General features: G+C 70.8%; 12 protein-coding genes and 1 pseudogene. 7 read left to right on the top strand and 6 right to left on the bottom strand.

The window, feature by feature from the left end:
- Nucleotides 1-33: 33 nt before the first annotated feature.
- Together BLV72_RS33200 and BLV72_RS33195 are read right to left on the bottom strand one after the other, a co-directional pair.
- Nucleotides 34-1227, bottom strand: a complete 1194-nt coding sequence (locus BLV72_RS33200; protein ID WP_093466983.1) for a S1 family peptidase — start codon at nt 1225-1227, stop codon at nt 34-36.
- Nucleotides 1228-1358: 131 nt separating this feature from the next.
- Entirely contained in the window at nt 1359-2069 is a 711-nt protein-coding gene (locus BLV72_RS33195) for a FadR/GntR family transcriptional regulator (protein WP_093466981.1), read from the bottom strand.
- Between the two features lie 232 nt (nt 2070-2301).
- On the opposite strand from BLV72_RS33195, the pseudogene BLV72_RS33190 reads away from it, so the two are divergent.
- Nucleotides 2302-3572 (top strand): annotated as a pseudogene (locus tag BLV72_RS33190) (SLC13 family permease).
- Between the two features lie 68 nt (nt 3573-3640).
- Here BLV72_RS33190 and BLV72_RS33185 read toward each other — a convergent pair.
- The 3 genes from BLV72_RS33185 to BLV72_RS33175 all read right to left on the bottom strand — a co-directional run bounded on the left by BLV72_RS33185 (nt 3641) and on the right by BLV72_RS33175 (nt 7614).
- Complete coding sequence (locus BLV72_RS33185; RefSeq protein ID WP_093466979.1) at nt 3641-6055, bottom strand: glycoside hydrolase family 65 protein; 2415 nt, start codon at nt 6053-6055, stop codon at nt 3641-3643.
- A 92-nt stretch (nt 6056-6147) separates the two neighbouring features.
- Nucleotides 6148-6603, bottom strand: a complete 456-nt coding sequence (locus BLV72_RS33180) for a lamin tail domain-containing protein (RefSeq protein WP_093466977.1) — start codon at nt 6601-6603, stop codon at nt 6148-6150.
- Between the two features lie 267 nt (nt 6604-6870).
- A complete protein-coding gene (locus BLV72_RS33175; protein WP_093466976.1) occupies nt 6871-7614 on the bottom strand; it encodes an SDR family NAD(P)-dependent oxidoreductase in 744 nt (247 codons plus the stop codon).
- Between the two features lie 252 nt (nt 7615-7866).
- On the opposite strand from BLV72_RS33175, the gene BLV72_RS33170 reads away from it, so the two are divergent.
- Nucleotides 7867-10428 (top strand): PA14 domain-containing protein, encoded by a 2562-nt coding sequence (locus BLV72_RS33170; protein ID WP_244321132.1) that lies wholly within the window; start codon nt 7867-7869, stop codon nt 10426-10428.
- A gap of 57 nt (nt 10429-10485) precedes the next feature.
- Here BLV72_RS33170 and BLV72_RS33165 read toward each other — a convergent pair whose 3' ends face one another.
- Nucleotides 10486-11151: a TetR/AcrR family transcriptional regulator gene (locus BLV72_RS33165; RefSeq protein WP_093466973.1), complete on the bottom strand. Its 666-nt coding sequence runs from the start codon at nt 11149-11151 to the stop codon at nt 10486-10488.
- 164 nt (nt 11152-11315) lie between these two features.
- Between BLV72_RS33165 and BLV72_RS33160 the strand changes: the two genes are divergently transcribed.
- The 5 genes from BLV72_RS33160 (at nt 11316) to BLV72_RS33140 (ending at nt 17347) form a co-directional block, all read left to right on the top strand.
- Entirely contained in the window at nt 11316-12923 is a 1608-nt protein-coding gene (locus BLV72_RS33160) for a fatty acyl-CoA synthetase (protein WP_093466971.1), read from the top strand.
- A gap of 77 nt (nt 12924-13000) precedes the next feature.
- On the top strand, nt 13001-14485 hold the full coding sequence (locus BLV72_RS33155) for an MFS transporter (protein WP_093466970.1): 1485 nt from the start codon (nt 13001-13003) through the stop codon (nt 14483-14485).
- A 425-nt stretch (nt 14486-14910) separates the two neighbouring features.
- Nucleotides 14911-15465: a GNAT family N-acetyltransferase gene (locus tag BLV72_RS33150; RefSeq protein WP_244321131.1), complete on the top strand. Its 555-nt coding sequence runs from the start codon at nt 14911-14913 to the stop codon at nt 15463-15465.
- Nucleotides 15466-15653: 188 nt separating this feature from the next.
- Entirely contained in the window at nt 15654-16562 is a 909-nt protein-coding gene (locus tag BLV72_RS33145; RefSeq protein WP_093466968.1) for an amino acid ABC transporter permease, read from the top strand.
- Nucleotides 16559-17347, top strand: coding sequence for an amino acid ABC transporter ATP-binding protein (locus BLV72_RS33140; protein ID WP_093466967.1), 789 nt, complete (start codon nt 16559-16561; stop codon nt 17345-17347). Before BLV72_RS33145 ends, BLV72_RS33140 begins: the two co-directional genes overlap by 4 nt.
- The last annotated feature ends 31 nt before the right edge of the window (nt 17348-17378 follow it).

Here is a 17378-nt window from a genome sequence, read left to right as displayed (position 1 = left end):
CCTTGTCGCCGTATTGCCCGCCGTATCGCCCCGTCAGGCGGTGTGCAGCCGCAGGCCGTACACCGACAGGATCTCGTTGATCGGCTGGTACCAGGTCTCGCCGCCACCGGAGCAGTTGCCCCAGCCGCCCGAGGTCACGCCCTGGGCCTGGTCGCCGCTGATGAACGAGCCTCCGGAGTCACCGCCCTCGGCGCACACACTGGTCTTGGTCATCTCGTACACGGCGCCCTGGCTGTAGTTCACCGTCTCGTTCTTGGCCAGGACCGTGCCGCAGTGCCAGTGGGTGGTGGAGCCGGAACGGCAGATGGAGGCGCCGATCGGGGCCTCGGCGGAGCCGCGGACCAACTGGTCGGGAACGGTGCCCCAGCCGAGCACCACCGGCACGGTCCACCAGCCGCTGCCGACGCTGACGTAGGCGTAGTCGTTGCCGGGGAAGGAGGAGCCCTGGAAGTTGCCGATGTACGAGCCGTCCCAGCCGCTGACGGAGCCCCCGGCCCGGCCGCAGTGTCCGGCGGTGACGAAGCCGCCCTGGACCGAGAAGCCTATGGAGCAGCGGACGTTGCCGGTGTAGTACGGGTCGCCGCCGACCGTACCCGCGGCGAAGGTCGTCGGCGCCTGGGCGGGGGCCTTCTCCACGGTGACCGGGACCGAGGACGAGCGCTCGGCCTCGCGGAGGAAGGCGCGGACGGCGGCGTCGCCCTCGCTGCCCTCGCGGACCCTGACCACGACGCCGCCCGCGCGGGGGTCGGCGCTCCAGCTGCTCACCCCGGCCGGGGCGGCCTTCTTACGGGCCGTCTCATCGATGCGCGCCTTGGCCGCGTCGAGCGCGTCGGCGCTGTGCTTCACGATCCGGGTGGCGGCGCCCGTGGCCCCTACCGAGGCGGTCCGCTCGGCGCTGGTGACGCCGACGACCAGTTTTCCACTGCTCGCATCGAACCAGGAGCCGCCGTAGGAGGCGCCCGCGGCGCGCTCGGCCTTGGGCTCCAGCTTCATGGCGGCGGCCTCCTGGGTCAGCCGCTCGCGCGCCTGGTCCGCGGTCAGGCCGAGGTCCCGGCCCAGCGCGCGGACGAGGGTGGCGGACGGCGCCGACGCGGCGGCGGGCTTCGCCGCGGGGGCGTCGGCGCCGGTTGCCGCGGCGGCGGTCGAAAAGGCCCCGCCGGCGCCCGAGAGGGCACCGAGGACGAGGAGTGCGGACAGTCCGGCACGGACAACGGGCTTCCGTCTCATGGAAGTTCCCCTTCGGTTCGGCAGGTGAGAGCGCTTTCACGTGTCGATCGCGCCGAGCCTAGCGAGCCAGGGGGGAAAGTCCAGACCAAGACCGTGATCGGTCACACTCGGAAACGGATGCCGCGGCGGGCTCAGGTGGCGTCGTCCGGATTCCAGTTGAGCAGCCGCACCTGGGCGACGGTACGCACATGGCGGCGCATGGCCGCGGCGGCGGCCTTGGGGCGGCGCTCGGCGATGGCGTCCAGGATGCTCTGGTGCTGGCCGAGCGAACGCCTGGGGCGGCCGGGCTGGCGCAGCGACTCCTCGCGGCTCTCGGCGATCTGGTCGGCGATCGAGCGCATGAACTCGCCGAGCAGCGGGCTGTGCGCGGCCGCGGTGACGGCGGCGTGGAAGCGGCGGTCGCCCTCGACGCCGTGGCGCCCGGACTCGATCTCGTCCTCCATCCAGATCAGGGCCTGCTGGAGGGCCATGAGGTCGTCGTCGGTACGGCGCTCGGCGGCGAGTTCGGCCAGCTTGGTCTCCAACGCCTCGCGGGCGTCGAGCACATCGGGCAGCCTGCGGCGGCGCTCCACCAGTCGCTCGACGGGCTCGGTGTCGAGGCTGTCGCGCAGCAGGCACATACCGCCGCCCTGGCGCACCTCGACCAGCCCCTGCACCTCGAGGACGACGATGGCCTGTTTGACGGAGGCGCGGCTGATGCCGAGGCGCTGGGCCAGCTCGCGCTCGGTCGGCAGCCGGTCGCCCGCGCGCAGCCCGCCCTCCTCGACGTAGGCACGCAGCCTCTCCAGCACCTGCTCGTACAGGCGCTGACGGTTCATCGGGCGCAGCGCGTCCCCGGCCATACGGGCTCCCCCCATCGCGGTTTGTGATGGCCCCGATTCGCAGCGTAGCACTGGGTGGAGGGATGGTGCGGTGGTCTGACGGACCGGTGGAGCATTGGTCAATTGGCTGAGCCAATCTGCCACCGATGTCTTGACTGCTGAACCACCCGGCCCCCAACGTGAGTCAGCCAGCAGGCCACTTGGCCCGACCGTCCCCGGTCCGCCGACCGGGTCCCCGTGACGGGAGCCGTCGATGTCCGACGAATTGATCTCGATACTCGTGCTGGTGGTGGTCTTCGTCATCGCCACCACTCGTTCGATCAACATGGGCGCCCTGTCCTTCGCCGCCGCCTTCGGCGTGGGCGAACTGGTCGCCGACTTCAGCGCGGACCACATCTTCGCCGGGTTCCCGGGCGATCTGTTCGTGGTCCTGGTCGGGGTGACGTATCTGTTCGCCCTCGCCCGCGCCAATGGCACCACCGACTGGCTGGTGCACGCCTCGATCCGGATGGTGGGCGGGCGGGTCGCGCTGATCCCCTGGGTGATGTTCGCGATCAGCGGGGTGCTGACCGCGATCGGGGCGGTGAGCCCGGCGGCGGTCGCGATCGTCGCCCCGCTCGCGCTCTCCTTCGCCGCGCGGTACCGCATCAGCCCGCTGCTGATGGGGGCCATGGTGGTGCACGGCGCCCAGGGCGGCGGCTTCTCCCCCATCAGCATCTACGGCTCGATCGTCAACGGCATCGTGGACCGCGAGAAGCTCCCCGGCAACGAGGTCACGCTGTTCCTCGCGAGCCTGGTGGTCAACCTGATCATCGCCGCCGTCGTCTTCGTCGTCTGCGGCGGGCTGAAGCTCCCCAGGACCGCCGTCGCCGCCGCGGAGGAGCGGGCGGACGGGGCCGGGGAGGCACCGGCCGACGCGGAGGGCCGTCTCACCCCGGCCCGTATCGCCACACTGAGCGCGCTGGTGGTGCTGGTGGTCGCGGTGCTCGCCTTCGATCTGGACGCCGGGCTCACCTCGATCACCCTCGCCGTGGCCCTGAGCGTCTTCTGGCCGGACCACGGCAAGAAGGCCGTGAACGAGGTCACCTGGCCCACCGTGCTGCTGATCTGCGGTGTGCTCACCTATGTCGGGGTGCTGGACGAGATGGGCACCATCGACTACGCGGGCAAGGCGGTCAGCGACATCGGGATTCCGCTGCTCGCCGCCCTGCTGCTCTGCTACATCGGCGCGATCGTCTCCGCGTTCGCCTCCTCGGTGGGCATCATGGGCGCGCTGATCCCGCTCGCCGTTCCGTTCCTGGCCCAGGGGGACATCGGCGCGGTGGGGATGATCGCGGCCCTCGCGGTGTCGGCGACCGTCGTCGACGTCAGCCCCTTCTCGACCAACGGGGCTCTGGTGCTGGCCAACGCGCCGGATGTGGACCGGGACCGGTTCTTCCGGCAGCTGATGGTCTACGGCGGGATCATGGTGGTCGCGGTGCCCCGGTCGTCTGGCTGGCGTTGGTGGTCCCCGGCCTCGGCTGAGCGGGCCGACGGGGAATCCCGCCCAGGGCCCAGCCCGCGGGTCCAACCCACCGGTCCAACCCGCGGGTTCAGCCGGGCGGCAGCGGAACCCAGCGGGATTCCCCCGGGGAGACGCTCAGCGAGCGGTCGGCGAGCCGCACCTCGATCGGGGACTCCTCCGAGTCCGGCACACTGATCCACAATCTCCCGGCCCGCACCCGCAGGGCGACCCCCCAGTGGCCGCGATAGCGCACCGAGAACCGGTACTCCGACAGCCCGGACAGCTCGGGGAGCGGCACCGGATCCAGCCACAGCGCGTCCTCGCGGGTCTCCAGCCCGGTCAGGCCACGCTGCACCAGATCGAGGGTGCCGCCCATGGCGCCGAGGTGGATGCCCTCGCCGGTGGTGCCGCCCTGGACGTCCGCCACATCGCCGAGCAGCGCCTCCTGGCAGTGCCGCCACGCCTCGGCCCGGCGCGCCCGCACCAGTACCCAGCCGTGCACCAGCTCGCTGAGGGTCGAGCCGTGGCTGGTCCGGGGCAGGTAGTACGCCACGGTGGCCCGCCAGACGTCGTCGTCCAGGGCGTAGCCGAGCCGCCGGAAGAGGCCCGCCAGCTCGGCGGGGGCGAAGAGATAGCCGAGCATCAGCGCGTCGGCCTGCTTGGAGGCCTGATAGCGGTTGACGGAGTCGCCCTCGGACTCCAGGATCCGGTCCAGCCGGCGGATGTCGCCGTAGCGGGCGCGGTAGCCGTCCCAGTCGAGTTCGGCCAGCTCCCCGTAGCCCTCGAACTGGCTGATGACGCCCCGGTGGAAGGGGACCAGCAGCCGCCGTGAGACGTCCTCCCAGCGCTCCGGCTCGGCGCGGTCCAGGCCCACCCGCTCGAACAGCTCGCGGCGGCGCGGCTCGGGCAGGGTGCGGGCCAGCTCCAGGGCCCGGTCGAGCACCCAGGCGGCGGTGACGTTGGTGTACGCGTTGTCGTCGATGCCGGGGCGGTCGGTGCCGGGATAGCCGTCGTGGTACTCATCGGGCCCGACCACCCCGCGGATGCGGTACCGCCCGTGGTCCGGATCCAGCACGGCGGTGTCCGCCCAGAAGCGGGCGATCTGCACCAGCATCTCCGCGCCCTTGGTGTACAGGAAGTCGGTGTCGCCGCTGGCCTGGCAGTACTGCCACACGTTGTACGCCACCGCCGAGCCCACATGGTGCTGCAGCCGGGAGTGGTCCGGCAGCCAGCGGCCGGAGCGCGGGTTCAGATGCAGCGTCTGGGTCTCCTCGCGCCCGTCGCCGCCGCTCTGCCACGGGTACATCGCCCCGGCCCGCCCGGCGTCCGCGGCGGCGCGGCACGCCTGGGGCAGCCGCCGGTGGCGGTAGTGCAGCAGGGCCCGGGACACCTCGGGGAAGTGGAGGTTCAGATACGACAGCACGAAGAGCTCGTCCCAGAAGACATGGCCGCGGTACGCCTCGCCGTGGAGGCCGCGGGCCGGCACGCCCACGTCCAGTTCCGCGGTGTGCGGCGAGAGCGTCTGCAGGATGTGGAACAGGTGCAGCCGCAGGATGTGGCCCGCCTCGCCGGGGACCTCCAACGCCGCCTCGCGCCACAGGTGTTCCCATGCGGTGTGGTGGGAGGCGAGCAGCTTCCCGAACTCCGGCGCCCGGGCCACTCCGTCGAGGGCGGCCTGGGTCGGATCGCTCATCGCGGGGTCCTTGGAGGTGTACACCGCCACGGTCTTCTCGACGGTGACCGGGGCGTTGGGCGCGACCGGCACGGTCAGGGTGCGCAGCACCGCGCTCTCGGTGAGCCGCTGCCCGCTGCCGGTGGGCGCGCCGCGGACGGCCCGGGTGCGCGCGGCCATGGCCACGCGCACCTCGGAGGTGGTGGTACGGCAGCTCAGCCATACGGTGTCGGGGCCCGCGGCGCCGGTGCGCCGGTCGATGAGATGGCGGCCGGACAGCGCGGCGTAGCGGGCCACGCCGGTGTTGGCCACGGCACTGTCGAGCCCCGACTCCAGCTCGACGGTGCCGGACCAGCCCTCGGCCCGGAAGGTGATGCGCATCGCCGCCAGGTGCGGATCGCCCATGTGGACGAGCCGCTCCTGCTCGACGTGGAGCACCCGGCCGTGCCGGTCGGTGTACCGCAGCCGCCGCAGGAGGGTGCCGTGCCGGAGGTCGAGGGTCTGCCGGTAGCCGGTCAGCTCGTCCCCGTCGGGTGTGAGCCAGCCGCCGGCGCCGGAGGGCCGCTCCGGGTCGTGGACGCGGTAGCGCAGCGGCAGCCAGTTCGGCAGGTTGACCAGGTCCTCGTTCTGGACCCGCCGTCCGCCGATCACCGACGTCAGCCGGTTGTAGCAGCCCGCCACATAGGTGCCCGGGTAGTGCGTCTCATCGGCGGCCGCCTCGGAGGCCGCGCCCCGGGTGGCGAGATAGCCGTTGCCAAGGGTGCACAGCGACTCGCGCAGCCGCTCCTCGCCGGGGTCATAGCCCTCGTACTCCCACACCCAGTCCGCCACGGCCGCTCACCGGCTCTCCTCCCTCGACACCCCCATTGTCGTCCGGGCCGCGGGACTTCACCGGCTGCGCCGCGCCCCCGCGCGGCGGGCGCTCAGCAGATCTTGTAGTCGACCCGGCTGCTGTGGTACGAGCAGGTGTCGACCGTGGAGCCGCCGGTCTTGCGGAGGGTGGCCTTGTCGGCGTCGTTGTTCCAGACGTACGCCCGGCGGTCCTGGTACTTGGTGGCCGAGGTGTCGGATCCGGTGCCGGTCCGGACGGTCACGGTCTTGCCCGCGCCGAGGGTGTAGGTGGGGAAGGTGTACTTGTGGTTGCTCGCGTCGACCAGCACCCAGCCGTTGAGGCTGACCCCGCGCGAGGTGGAGTTCTTGATCTGGGCGTACTCGCCGTTGAGGCTGGAGGTGCTCCGGTTGTCCGTGCCGGGCGAGTCGTAGTAGATCTTGGAAAGGTGTACGGAGCCCGCGGCACCGGCGGGCGTCGCCGGGTACAGCAGGGCGAGCGCGCAGCCGGCGGCGAGCGCCGCGCCGATGCGGGCGGTGTATGCGGACATGAGGTCCCCCCTTGCGTCGTGCATGGTGAAGCAGTGGTAACGCAGGACGGACGGGCGGCCGCGCCCGAAGATGGTTTGGAGTCAGCGAGCTGACTCCTTCGGCGCGGCCGTCCGTCCGTCTTCCCCCCACCTGTGTGGAGGACCAGAGTGGACCACGGCTGAACGCGGCGGCAGGGCTGCGCGGCCCTTGCTCCAGGGCCGTATGGCCCTGGCGCGGAACCGGTCCACGGCTCTATCCGTCCCGGGGCCACCGGGGGCGAGGCGGCGTCAGCGGCCGAACTGCGCACCCCCGTTGATGTGCAGGACCTGACCGGTGACGTACGCGGCCTCCGGGGAGGCCAGATAGCGGATGGCGGCCGCGATCTCGACGGGCGTCCCGGGCTGTCCGGTGAGCGTCTGCCCGATCTGCTGGGCGATGAACTCGGGTGTGCCGCGCTCGCCGAAGAACTCGGTGTCCTCGACATAGCCGGGGGCCACCGCGTTGGCGGTGACGCCCTCCGGGCCGAGCCGCTTGGCCAGCTCGAAGGTGTAGGTGTGCAGCGCGGCCTTGGTGCCGCCGTACGATCCGGGGCCGCGCAGCGCCGCGACCGAGGACAGATGGACGATCCGGCCGCCGGGCCGGGTGAGGTGGGGCAGCAGCGCTTCGGTGAGCAGTACGGCGGTCAGCACGTTGGCCGCGAAGTTCCGCTGGTACTGGTCGGCGATGCCCTCGAGGGTGCCGTCGTTGGAGGCCGCGACATTGCCTCCGGCGTTGGTGACGACGACGTCCACCCCGCCGTCCGCCGCGATGAACTCGGCGGCGCGCCGGGTCTGCTCGGGGTCGCTGAGGTCCGCACTGGTCCAGGTGACCAGGTCGGGGCCGTAGGCGGCATTGAGCTTGTCCGCAGCGGTGCGCAGCACCTCGGTGCGGCGCCCGAGGATGACCACCCGGTCCCCTTCGGCGGCGAAGGTCTCCGCGGCCGCCAGTCCTATGCCGGTACCGCCGCCCGACACCACGATCCGTCGCCCCATCACGGGTCTCCTCCGTACAACTCATTGAATTCCAGTCACATCTATGAACCGCACGCTAGGGAGAAAGCGCATTCCCGTCAAGGCTCAGTACCCAACAGGCAGACTGTTGCCTTGCGTTCACTATTGACAGGTTCTGTTGGAGATGGCGCAATGGCGGCGCCCCACTTGTCCCAGCAACAGCCTCAGTAGCTGTTCCAGCAAGGAGGACATGTGCGTTTTCGTTCATCTTTCGCCAGATCCGTGGTCGCGACCGTGGCCTTGGCGCTTGGCGCGCTCGGTCTGCTGACCGGTCCAGGCCCGGCCGCGGCCGACACCCCCTCCGACGGCTCCCCGGTCGTCCAGGGCCTCCGCGGCGACTACTACCTCCAGTCCGCCCCGGGGGCCTTCGACTTCCACGAGCTGAAGGCCACCAGCCTCGACACCGCCCTGGACTTCGACAATCTGGATCCGCGGCTGCAGGCCACCACCGGACGGTCCGACGACGTCAGCGTCCGCTGGACCGGCCAGATCACACCGGAGCGCTCCGGTGCGCACACCTTCTCGATCACCGGCGACAACGGCTTCCGGCTGTGGATCGACGGCGAACCGGTCATCGACCACTGGGTGGACGACTGGGACAAGGAGCAGACCTCCCAGCCCGTCGAGCTCACCGCGGGCAAGGCGTACGACATCAAGGTCGAGTACTTCGAGCACTACGGCGGCTCCAACCTCCATCTGTCCTGGACCCCGCCGGGCGCGGCCAAGGCGCCCGTGCCCGCGTCCGCCTTCCGGCTGCCCGCCGACTTCGACTACGACGGCCCGGTGGCCAGCGCCGTCCAGCCCGACGGCCGCACCCTGCTGCTGGACTTCGCCCAGCCCCTGACCACTCCCCCGGCCGATCTGACGTCGCATCTGACCGCCGTCATCGGCGGCGCGGCCTGGCCGCTCGGGCGCGCCCGGCTGGACGCTTCCGACCCGTCCCGGCTGCTGCTCGCCCTGACGGAGCCGGTCGTCGGCCGCGGCGGCGAGGCCGTGGTGCGCTATGACGGCGAGGGCGGTCTGGAGGACGGCGACGGCGCGATCGAGCCGTATGTGTCCTTCGGCGGCAACACCTCGACGTATCAGCTCAGCACCCCCTGGGCCAAGGACGTCGGCCCCGACAACGCGCACCCCGAGTACCCGCGCCCCCAGCTGACCCGCGATCAGTGGCGGAACCTCAACGGGAGCTGGCAGTTCGCCGCCGCCAAGGAGGGGGAGAAGCCCCCCGTCGGGCAGCGGCTCAAGGAGCGGATCCTGGTGCCGTACCCGGTGGAGTCCAAGCTCTCCGGCGTGGAGCGCCATGAGGACCGCATGTGGTACCGGCGGACGTTCACCGTGCCGGCCGACTGGAAGGTCGGCGACGGAAAGCGGTTGCGGCTGAACTTCGACGCCGTCGACTGGCAGGCCGAGGTGTATGTCAACGGCACCCGGGTGGCCGACCACCGGGGCGGCTACGACCGGTTCAGCGCCGATGTCACCGACGCCCTGCGGCCGGGCCGCACCCAGGAGCTGATCGTCGGCGTCTACGACCCGACGGACGCGGCCGACGGCGAGAACCCGCCGATGGGCAAGCAGCGTCTCGACCCCAGTGGCATCTTCTACACCCCCTCCTCCGGCATCTGGCAGACCGTCTGGATGGAGCCGGTCGCCACCGACCACGTGGACACGCTCAAGCTGACCCCGGACGTCCCCGGCGAGGCCCTCACCACCGAGGTCCGCGGGGTGCGGGACGGCGTCCCGGTCACCGCGACGGCCTACGACGGACGGCGCGTGGTCGGCACCGCCACCGGGCGCACCGGGAAGCCGCTGACCGTCCCCGTGCCCTCGCCGCATCTGTGGTCCCCCGACGATCCGCATCTGTACCAGCTGAAGGTCACGGTCGGCCGGGGCGCCTCGGCGGACCGGGTGGAGAGCTACTTCGGCATGCGGAGCATCGCGGTCAAGGAGGTGGACGGCAAGCAGCGCACGGTGCTCAACGGGAAGCCGATCTTCTCCATGGCCACCCTCGACCAGGGGTTCTGGCCCGACGGACTGCACACCGCGCCGACCGACGAGGCCCTCGCGTACGACCTGAAGATGCATAAGCGCATGGGCTTCAACTCGGTGCGCAAGCACATCAAGGTCGAGCCCGACCGCTGGTACTACTGGGCCGACCGGCTGGGCCTGATGGTGTGGCAGGACATGCCCGCCATGAACACGGTCACCCCGTCCGAGAAGGCGCAGGCGCAGTACGAGCACGAGATGAAGCGGATGATCGACCAGCACATCAGCAGTCCGTCGATCGCCATCTGGGTCACCTTCAACGAGAGCTGGGGCCAGTACGGCGGCCCGAAGGTGCCCGAGCTCGCCAAGGGCTGGGACCCCACCCGGCTCATCGACGGCGCCAGCGGCTGGAACGACACCGGCAACGGCGACCTCGCCGATATCCACGCCTATCCGGGACCGGGCGATCCGCGCCCCGACGCCTCACGGGCGGGCGTCACCGGTGAGTACGGCGGCCTTGGCCTGGCCATACCGGGACACGCCTGGCCCGTGCAGCACACCTATGTCGGCGTGGACAAGGACCAGTACACCGAGGAGTACCTGAAGCTGCTGGACAAGGTGCGCGAACTGGTCGCGTGCAACGGCAGCAGCGGGGCCGTCTACACCCAGATCACGGATGTGGAGGGCGAGCTCAACGGGCTGCTCACCTATGACCGCAAGGAGATCAAGCCCGATGTGGACCGGCTGCGCCGGGCCCATCAGGCGCTGATCCGCGACGCGGCGAACCCGGCGTCCATGGAGTGCACCACGTAGGCACACCGCTCGGCCAGGGTGATGACCCGCTCCGGGGCGCGGCAGCGCCGGGGCGGGTCATTCCGTCGCCAGCGCCTCGATGGCGGCGACCGTACGGTCCACCACCACGTCGTACAGCCTGCTCTGCGCCCGCGGCAGCCTCGACAGCAGCGGGGCGACCGCTTCCCGCTCCTCCTGGGGGTAGAGGGCCAGCGCCTCGCTCAGGGCGTCCAGTTTGCGGGCGGAGGCGGGGCCGCGGTGGGTCTCGTAGACCGCGTGGCCGATGACGGTGGAGCCGATGAGGGTCACGGCCAGCGCGAGATCGTCCTCGGTCAGCCGCAGGGGGCGCAGCATCCGGGTCAGGGTCACCAGGGAGGAGATCCGGGCGGGCTGCTGGGTGGCGGCCATATAGGGGAGGAGTTGGCGGTGGGGCAGCAGATAGTCGCGGCTGCTGTGCATCCAGGCGCGCAGCCGCTCCTGCCAGGTCTCCCCCGGCGGATCCTTGTGCTGGGTCTCGGCCAGGACCCGGTCGGCCACGGCCTGGAGGAGATCGTCGCGGTCGGGGAAGTAGCGGTAGAGCGCCATGGGGGCGGAACCGACCGCCTCGGCGACCCTTTTGACGGTCAGCGCGACCTCCGGCTCGCGGAGCGCCAGCTCGGCGGCGCTGCGGACGATCTGCTCGCGCGACAGGCGGGGCGGGCGCCCCCGTCCCCTGCGGACGGTCCCCTCCGCGGTCCCGGCCATCCGGTGTCCTTTCGCTCGCCCCCGTCGTGCCAGGCCCCAAGGCTACGCAAGTCGGCTCGGGTGCCGCTCGTGGCCGTTCGCCGCCTTGAACGCCGCCGCGCGCCGTGCCAGCGTGACGACCCGTCCAGCCCGTCCAGCCCGTCTTAGCCCCGGGAGACCTGACGATGACCGCATCCGACCTGCCCGTGGACATCGTGCGCGCCCGTCGCCACGGCATCGCCGATCTGCTGGCGCGCACCGCGGCGCGGCTGCCCGCCAAGACGGCGGTCGTCGACGGCGCGCTGCGCCAGACCTACGCCGAACTGGACGCGCTGGTGAGCCGGACGGCCGGGGCCCTGGCGGCGAGGGGTGTCGCCAAGGGCGATCGCGTGGTGCTCCTGGCCCGTAACTCCCATGGCTTTGTGGTGGCGTACTTCGCGCTGGCCCGGCTGGGCGCGGTGTCGGTGCCGGTGAACTTCATGCTGACCGCCCCCGAGGTGGCGTACGTCCTGGACCATTCGGGGGCGATCGGGATCATCGCGGGCACGGATCTGCTGGATGTGGCCGAGGGTGCGCTGGCCGAGGCCGCACCGCCCCGGATCGCGCTGCGCGCGGCCCTGGGAGGCGGGCGCGAGGGGTGGGAGGACTTCGCCGCGCTGGGCGCGGAGCGGGGGCATCCGGTGCCCGATCCGGCCCTGGACGACGACGATCCGGTCCAGCTGATGTACACCTCGGGGACCGAGTCGCGGCCCAAGGGCGCGATCATGACGAGCCGCAATCTGATGGCGCAGTATCAGACGGCGATCGTCGACGGCGGGATGTCGTCCGACGATGTGGAGATCCACGCGCTGCCGCTGTACCACTGCGCCCAGCTGCACGCCTTTCTCACCCCCGATGTCCAGTTGGGCACCACCTGTCTGGTGCTGCCGGGTCCGGACCCGGCGACGCTGCTGGCCACGATCGAGGCGGAGCGGGTGACCAAGCTGTTCGCCCCGCCCACGGTGTGGATCGCGCTGCTGCGCCATCCGGAGTTCGAGCGCCACGATCTGTCGTCGTTGCGGAAGGGGTACTACGGGGCGGCGCCGATGCCGGTCGCCGTGCTGGGCGAGCTGCGCCGGCGGCTGCCGGGGCTCGCGCTGTACAACCTCTACGGCCAGACCGAGATGTCCCCGATCGCGACCGTGCTGGGCCCGGCCGACCAGGAGCGCAAGGCCGGTTCGGCGGGGCGGCCCGCGCTGAACGTCGAGACCCGGGTGGTGGACGAGGCGGACCGGCCGGTACCGCCGGGCACGGTCGGCGAGATCGTCCACCGGGGCCCGCACACCATGCTCGGCTACTGGCGGGACCCGGAGCGCACCGCGGAGGCGTTCCGGGGCGGCTGGTTCCACAGCGGCGATCTGGGGGTGCTGGACGAGGAGGGGTGTCTGACGGTCGTCGACCGTAAGAAGGACATGGTCAACAGCGGAGGGGAGAACGTCTCGGGGCGCGAGGTGGAGGAGGCCGTCCACGCCCATCCGGCGGTCGCGGAGGTCGCGGTGTTCGGGGTGGAGCATCCGTACTGGATCGAGGCGGTGACCGCGGTGGTGGTGGCCAAACCGGGGCGGGAGGTCACGGAGGAGGAGATCCTCGCGCACTGCCGGGAGCGTCTCGCCGGGTTCAAGGTGCCCAAGTTCGTCCGGCTCGCCGAGACGCTGCCGAAGAACCCCAGCGGCAAGATCCTCAAGCGTGAACTGCGGGAGATCTACCGCGGCGTGGCTACGGAGCGGACGGGCGAGAGCGGCGGTTATATTTGACGTACCAGTTACACAAATTTATGCGACACTGCTGCGGCACCTGACGTGGATCGGCCGTGCCCCGACGAAGGACCACCGTGACTTCCTTACCTCCGACCCCCGATGCCGCCGACGCGGCGCTGACCGCCCACCCGCCGCGCTCCGGAGCGGTGGTCGCCGTCCTGGCGTTCGGCGGAATCGTCGTCTCCCTGATGCAGACCCTCGTCGTGCCGCTGATCCCGGACCTCCCGGGACTGCTGCACACCTCGGCCTCGGACGCCTCCTGGGCGATCACCGCCACCCTGCTCGCCGGCGCCGTGGCCACCCCCGTACTGGGCCGGCTCGGCGATATGTACGGCAAGCGGCGGACGTTGCTGCTCAGCCTGACGATGCTGGTGGTCGGATCGGTGGTGTGCGCGCTCTCCGACGCGCTCGCGCCCATGATCGTCGGCCGTGCGCTCCAGGGCTTCTCCGCGGGCGTGATCCCGCTGGGCATCAGCATCATGCGGGACGAGTTGCCCGCGGAGCGGCTCGGCTCGGCGATGGCCCTGATGAGCTCCTCGCTGGGCGTCGGCGGCGCCCTCGGCCTGCCCGGCGCCGCGGCGCTGGCCGAACACGCCGACTGGCATGTGCTGTTCTGGGTCTCGGCGAGCCTGGGCGTGGTGGTGATCGCGCTGGTGCTGGCGCTCGTACCGGAGTCCCCGGTGCGCGGCGGCGGACGGTTCGACCTGGTGGGCGCCATCGGGCTGTCGGCCGGACTGCTCTGTCTGCTGCTGGCCATCTCCAAGGGCGCCGACTGGGGCTGGGGCAGCGCGACCACCACCGGACTGTTCGGCGCGGCGGTGGTCGTACTGCTGCTGTGGAGCCGGTGGGAGCTGCGGGTGACCGGGCCGCTGGTGGATCTGCGCACCACCGTCCGGCGTCAGGTGCTGCTGACCAATCTGGCCTCCATCGTCATCGGCTTCGCGATGTTCGGGATGTCGCTGGTGCTGCCGCAGCTGCTGCAGATGCCCGAGGCGACCGGGTACGGACTGGGCCAGTCGATGATGACCGCCGGCCTGTGCCTGGGCCCGTCCGGTCTGGTGATGATGGCCATCTCACCGCTGTCGGCGCGGATCACGGCCACCTGGGGCCCCAAAGTGTCGCTGATGCTCGGCGCGGGGGTGATCGCCGCCGGGTACGGCATGGGCGTCTTCCTGATGGACGCCGCATGGCAGGTCGTGATCATCTCGTGTGTGATCGGCGCCGGGATCGGCCTCGCCTACTCCGCCATGCCCGCGCTGATCATGTCGGCGGTGCCGGTGTCCGAGACGGGCGCGGCCAACGGCCTCAACACCCTGATGCGGTCCATCGGCACCTCGACCGCCAGTGCGGTGGTGGGCGTCGTCCTCGCCCATATGACCACCGCGTTCGGGCCCACCGAGCTCCCGTCCCTGAACGGCTTCCGCACCGCCTTCGTGATCGGCGGTGGCGCCGCGCTGGTGGCGCTCGCGGTCGCCTCGCTGCTGCCGGGCCGCGGTCCGGACCGGCTCACGGCCCCATCGGAGCGGTCCGGCACACCGCAGCCGGTGGCGGGCCGCTGAACCGAGGGCCTACGACAGCCGCCCGTATCCCCCCGCCCGCATGGCGGAAGGGGGATACGGGCGGCTTTGTCGTGGCGGGGGCACATACGGGCCATCATGTGGACAGCGGTTGACGGAACGGGCCCGTGCGGGGCTGAATGTTGCGGGTGAGGACTGAGCTGCCCCTGGTCACACGCGACCACATCGACTTCGGTCGGGTGTGGTCCGCCTCCTGTTCCGGCTGACCCGGCAGCGGGCCGTCCCACCGGCCGCCCTCCTTTGATCTCGGAGCCTTCCGGTCTCGGACTCCTCTGATCTCAGGGCCCTCGCCTGCCACTTCCGCGCCTGACGCGCCCCCACCCCGTGAACCGCGCCACTTTCCGGTTCCGGGGTGCTTCTCCCCTGTTCCGCTCTGCCCCCTTTCCCGCTTCCCGAAAGGTCACCCCATGTCCGTGGAGTTCCTCGGCACCGCCGCCACCGACGACGGCTCGCAGCCCGGTCCGCGCCCCGGCGCGGCCTTCGCGGCCGAACCTCCGCCCCGGCTGACGGTGGCCCGGGTGACCGTGGACGATCCGCGGGTCGAGCCGCTGCTGCGCGAGTTGGCGTACGAGTACTCCACCCGCTACGGCAGGGCGGCCGACCGTGAGCTGAACCGCTATCCGGCCGAGGAGTTCGCCCCGCCGCACGGGGAACTGCTTCTGCTGCTGGAGGGCGGTGCGCCGGTCGCCGGGGGTGCGTACCGCCGGTATGACGGGCGGACGGCGGAGCTCAAGCGAATCTGGACGCACTCGGGCCATCGGCGGCGCGGGCTGGCCCGCCGGGTGGTGGCGGAGTTGGAGCGGTCGGCCGCCGAGCGCGGCTACCGCCGGATCTACCTCACCACCGGGCCCCGCCAGCCGGAGGCGCGCGGGCTGTATCTGGCCACCGGCTACACCCCGTTGTTCGATATCTCGGCCGACCCGGAGACCATCGGCCCGCTTCCCTTCGAAAAGGGGCTGTAGGCCCGGCGGAGTCCGGTCCGCCAACACCCGTCCGTCCGCCCCTCCGTCGCCCGCCCGGCCGCTCCGGGCGGACGGGCACATTCCCCCGTTTACGGTTGACCGTTCTGTGTCAACTGTTGGTGACCGCCCCCACGTGCGGTTTTAGGATGCGGTAATTCTGCCGCGACCCGACCGCCCGAAGGCACGCCATGACCAAAGTCCCGAACGTCGATGCACTCCCCGAGCCAACCGCGCTCAAACGCGCGAAGCGACGGCGTCCCGGACTTCTGGTGGCCAATGCGATCGTGCTGGTACTGGCCGCGATGGCGGTCACCACGATATTCACCAACCCACGTTTCGAGTGGAACACCGTCGCGAAATACTTCTTTGAAATCCGGGTGCTGAAGGGCATCGGGGTCAGCATCGGAATGACCGCGGTGACCATGGCGATTTCTCTGGTTACCGGCACCCTGGTCGCTCTGATGCGGATGGGCGACTCCCGGCTCATGTCCACGGTCGCGGCCGCCTTTATCTGGGTTTTCCGCAGCATTCCCATGCTGGTGCAGCTACTGTTCTGGTACAACCTCGCCGCCCTGTTTCCGACACTGTCCCTCGGCATTCCCTGGGGGCCGCGTTTCCTCACGTTCGATTCGAACGACGTCATCGGCCCGCTGACCGCCGCGATCATCGGCCTGACCCTCCATGAGACGGCGTACATCGCGGAGTTGATCCGTTCCGGGCTGCTCGCGGTGCCCGACGGACAGCGGCAGGCGGCGTCCGCACTGGGGTTGACGCCGACTCAGATCTTCTTCCGCATCACCCTCCCCCAGGCACTGCGGGTGATCGTCCCACCGATGGGAAATGAGCTGATATCTCTCCTCAAGGCGACCTCCCTGGTCAGCGTGATCACCCTGGCCGACCTGCTCTACTCGGTCCAGCTCATTTACGCCAAGAACTTCCAGACCGTTCCGCTGTTGATCGTGGCCGCCATTTGGTACATGATCATCACTGGCGTCATCACTCTTCTGCAGCAGCGCCTGGAGCGACGTCTGGGACGGCACACCCTGATGTCGGCCGACAAGGCCGGGAAAGTGAAGAGGATCGAGCACTCGGTATGACCGTGGCATCGGAAAAGCAATCGCAGGCCGTCGTCTCCCTGCGTGGGATCCGCAAGTCGTTCCGCGGCACCGAGGTGCTGCACGGTATCTCCCTGGATATCCACCGAGGTGAGACAGTCTGTCTGATCGGTCCCTCCGGATCCGGAAAGAGCACGCTGCTGCGCTGTGTCAACCACCTCGAAGTTCCGGACCAGGGCGTGGTGGTGGTCGACGGCAGCGTCATCGGCTACCAGCTGCGCGGCCGCACCCTGCATGAGCTGGGCCCCCGGGAGCTGGCCGCCCAGCGCTCGGCGATGGGCATGGTGTTCCAGAGCTTCAATCTGTTCCCGCACCTGACCGCCCGCGAGAACATCGTGGAGGCCCCGCGCCGGGTGCTCGGGCTCTCCAAGGCCCAGGCCGACGCGCGTGCCGTGGAGCTGATGACCCGGGTGGGGCTCGCCCACAAGCTGGACAGCTACCCGGACAAGCTCTCCGGCGGCCAGCAGCAGCGGGTGGCCATCGCCCGCGCCCTGGCGATGCGCCCCAAGGTGATGCTCTTCGACGAGCCGACCTCAGCCCTCGATCCCGAGATGGTGCAGGAGGTGCTCAGTGTCATCAGGGACCTGGCCCGTGAGGGCATGACGCTGGTCGTCGTCACCCATGAGATGCGCTTCGCCGCCGATATCGCTGACCGGATCGTTTTCATGGACGACGGCCGGATCGTCGAAGAGGGTGCTCCTGACCTGCTGCTGCGCACCCCCTCACACGACCGCACCCGTACGTTCTTGTCGAAGGTCTCCCCATGAGCGACGCACGCGCGGCTGCCGGGCCGCACCC

The sequence above is a fragment of the Streptomyces melanosporofaciens genome (assembly GCF_900105695.1).
GTDB lineage: Bacteria > Actinomycetota > Actinomycetes > Streptomycetales > Streptomycetaceae > Streptomyces > Streptomyces antimycoticus.
This window is presented reverse-complemented; position numbering and strand designations above follow the sequence as displayed.

What these genes read in the sequence shown, in the direction of transcription:
- BLV72_RS33200 (WP_093466983.1), bottom strand. Translation starts at nt 1,227, where the DNA reads ATGAGACGGAAGCCCGTTGTCCGTGCCGGACTGTCCGCACTCCTCGTC.
- BLV72_RS33175 (WP_093466976.1), bottom strand. Translation starts at nt 7,614, where the DNA reads ATGGGGCGACGGATCGTGGTGTCGGGCGGCGGTACCGGCATAGGACTG.
- BLV72_RS33165 (WP_093466973.1), bottom strand. Translation starts at nt 11,151, where the DNA reads ATGGCCGGGACCGCGGAGGGGACCGTCCGCAGGGGACGGGGGCGCCCG.
- BLV72_RS33195 (WP_093466981.1), bottom strand. Translation starts at nt 2,069, where the DNA reads ATGGCCGGGGACGCGCTGCGCCCGATGAACCGTCAGCGCCTGTACGAG.
- BLV72_RS33160 (WP_093466971.1), top strand. Translation starts at nt 11,316, where the DNA reads ATGACCGCATCCGACCTGCCCGTGGACATCGTGCGCGCCCGTCGCCAC.
- BLV72_RS33145 (WP_093466968.1), top strand. Translation starts at nt 15,654, where the DNA reads ATGACCAAAGTCCCGAACGTCGATGCACTCCCCGAGCCAACCGCGCTC.
- BLV72_RS33140 (WP_093466967.1), top strand. Translation starts at nt 16,559, where the DNA reads ATGACCGTGGCATCGGAAAAGCAATCGCAGGCCGTCGTCTCCCTGCGT.
- BLV72_RS33150 (WP_244321131.1), top strand. Translation starts at nt 14,911, where the DNA reads ATGTCCGTGGAGTTCCTCGGCACCGCCGCCACCGACGACGGCTCGCAG.
- BLV72_RS33180 (WP_093466977.1), bottom strand. Translation starts at nt 6,603, where the DNA reads ATGTCCGCATACACCGCCCGCATCGGCGCGGCGCTCGCCGCCGGCTGC.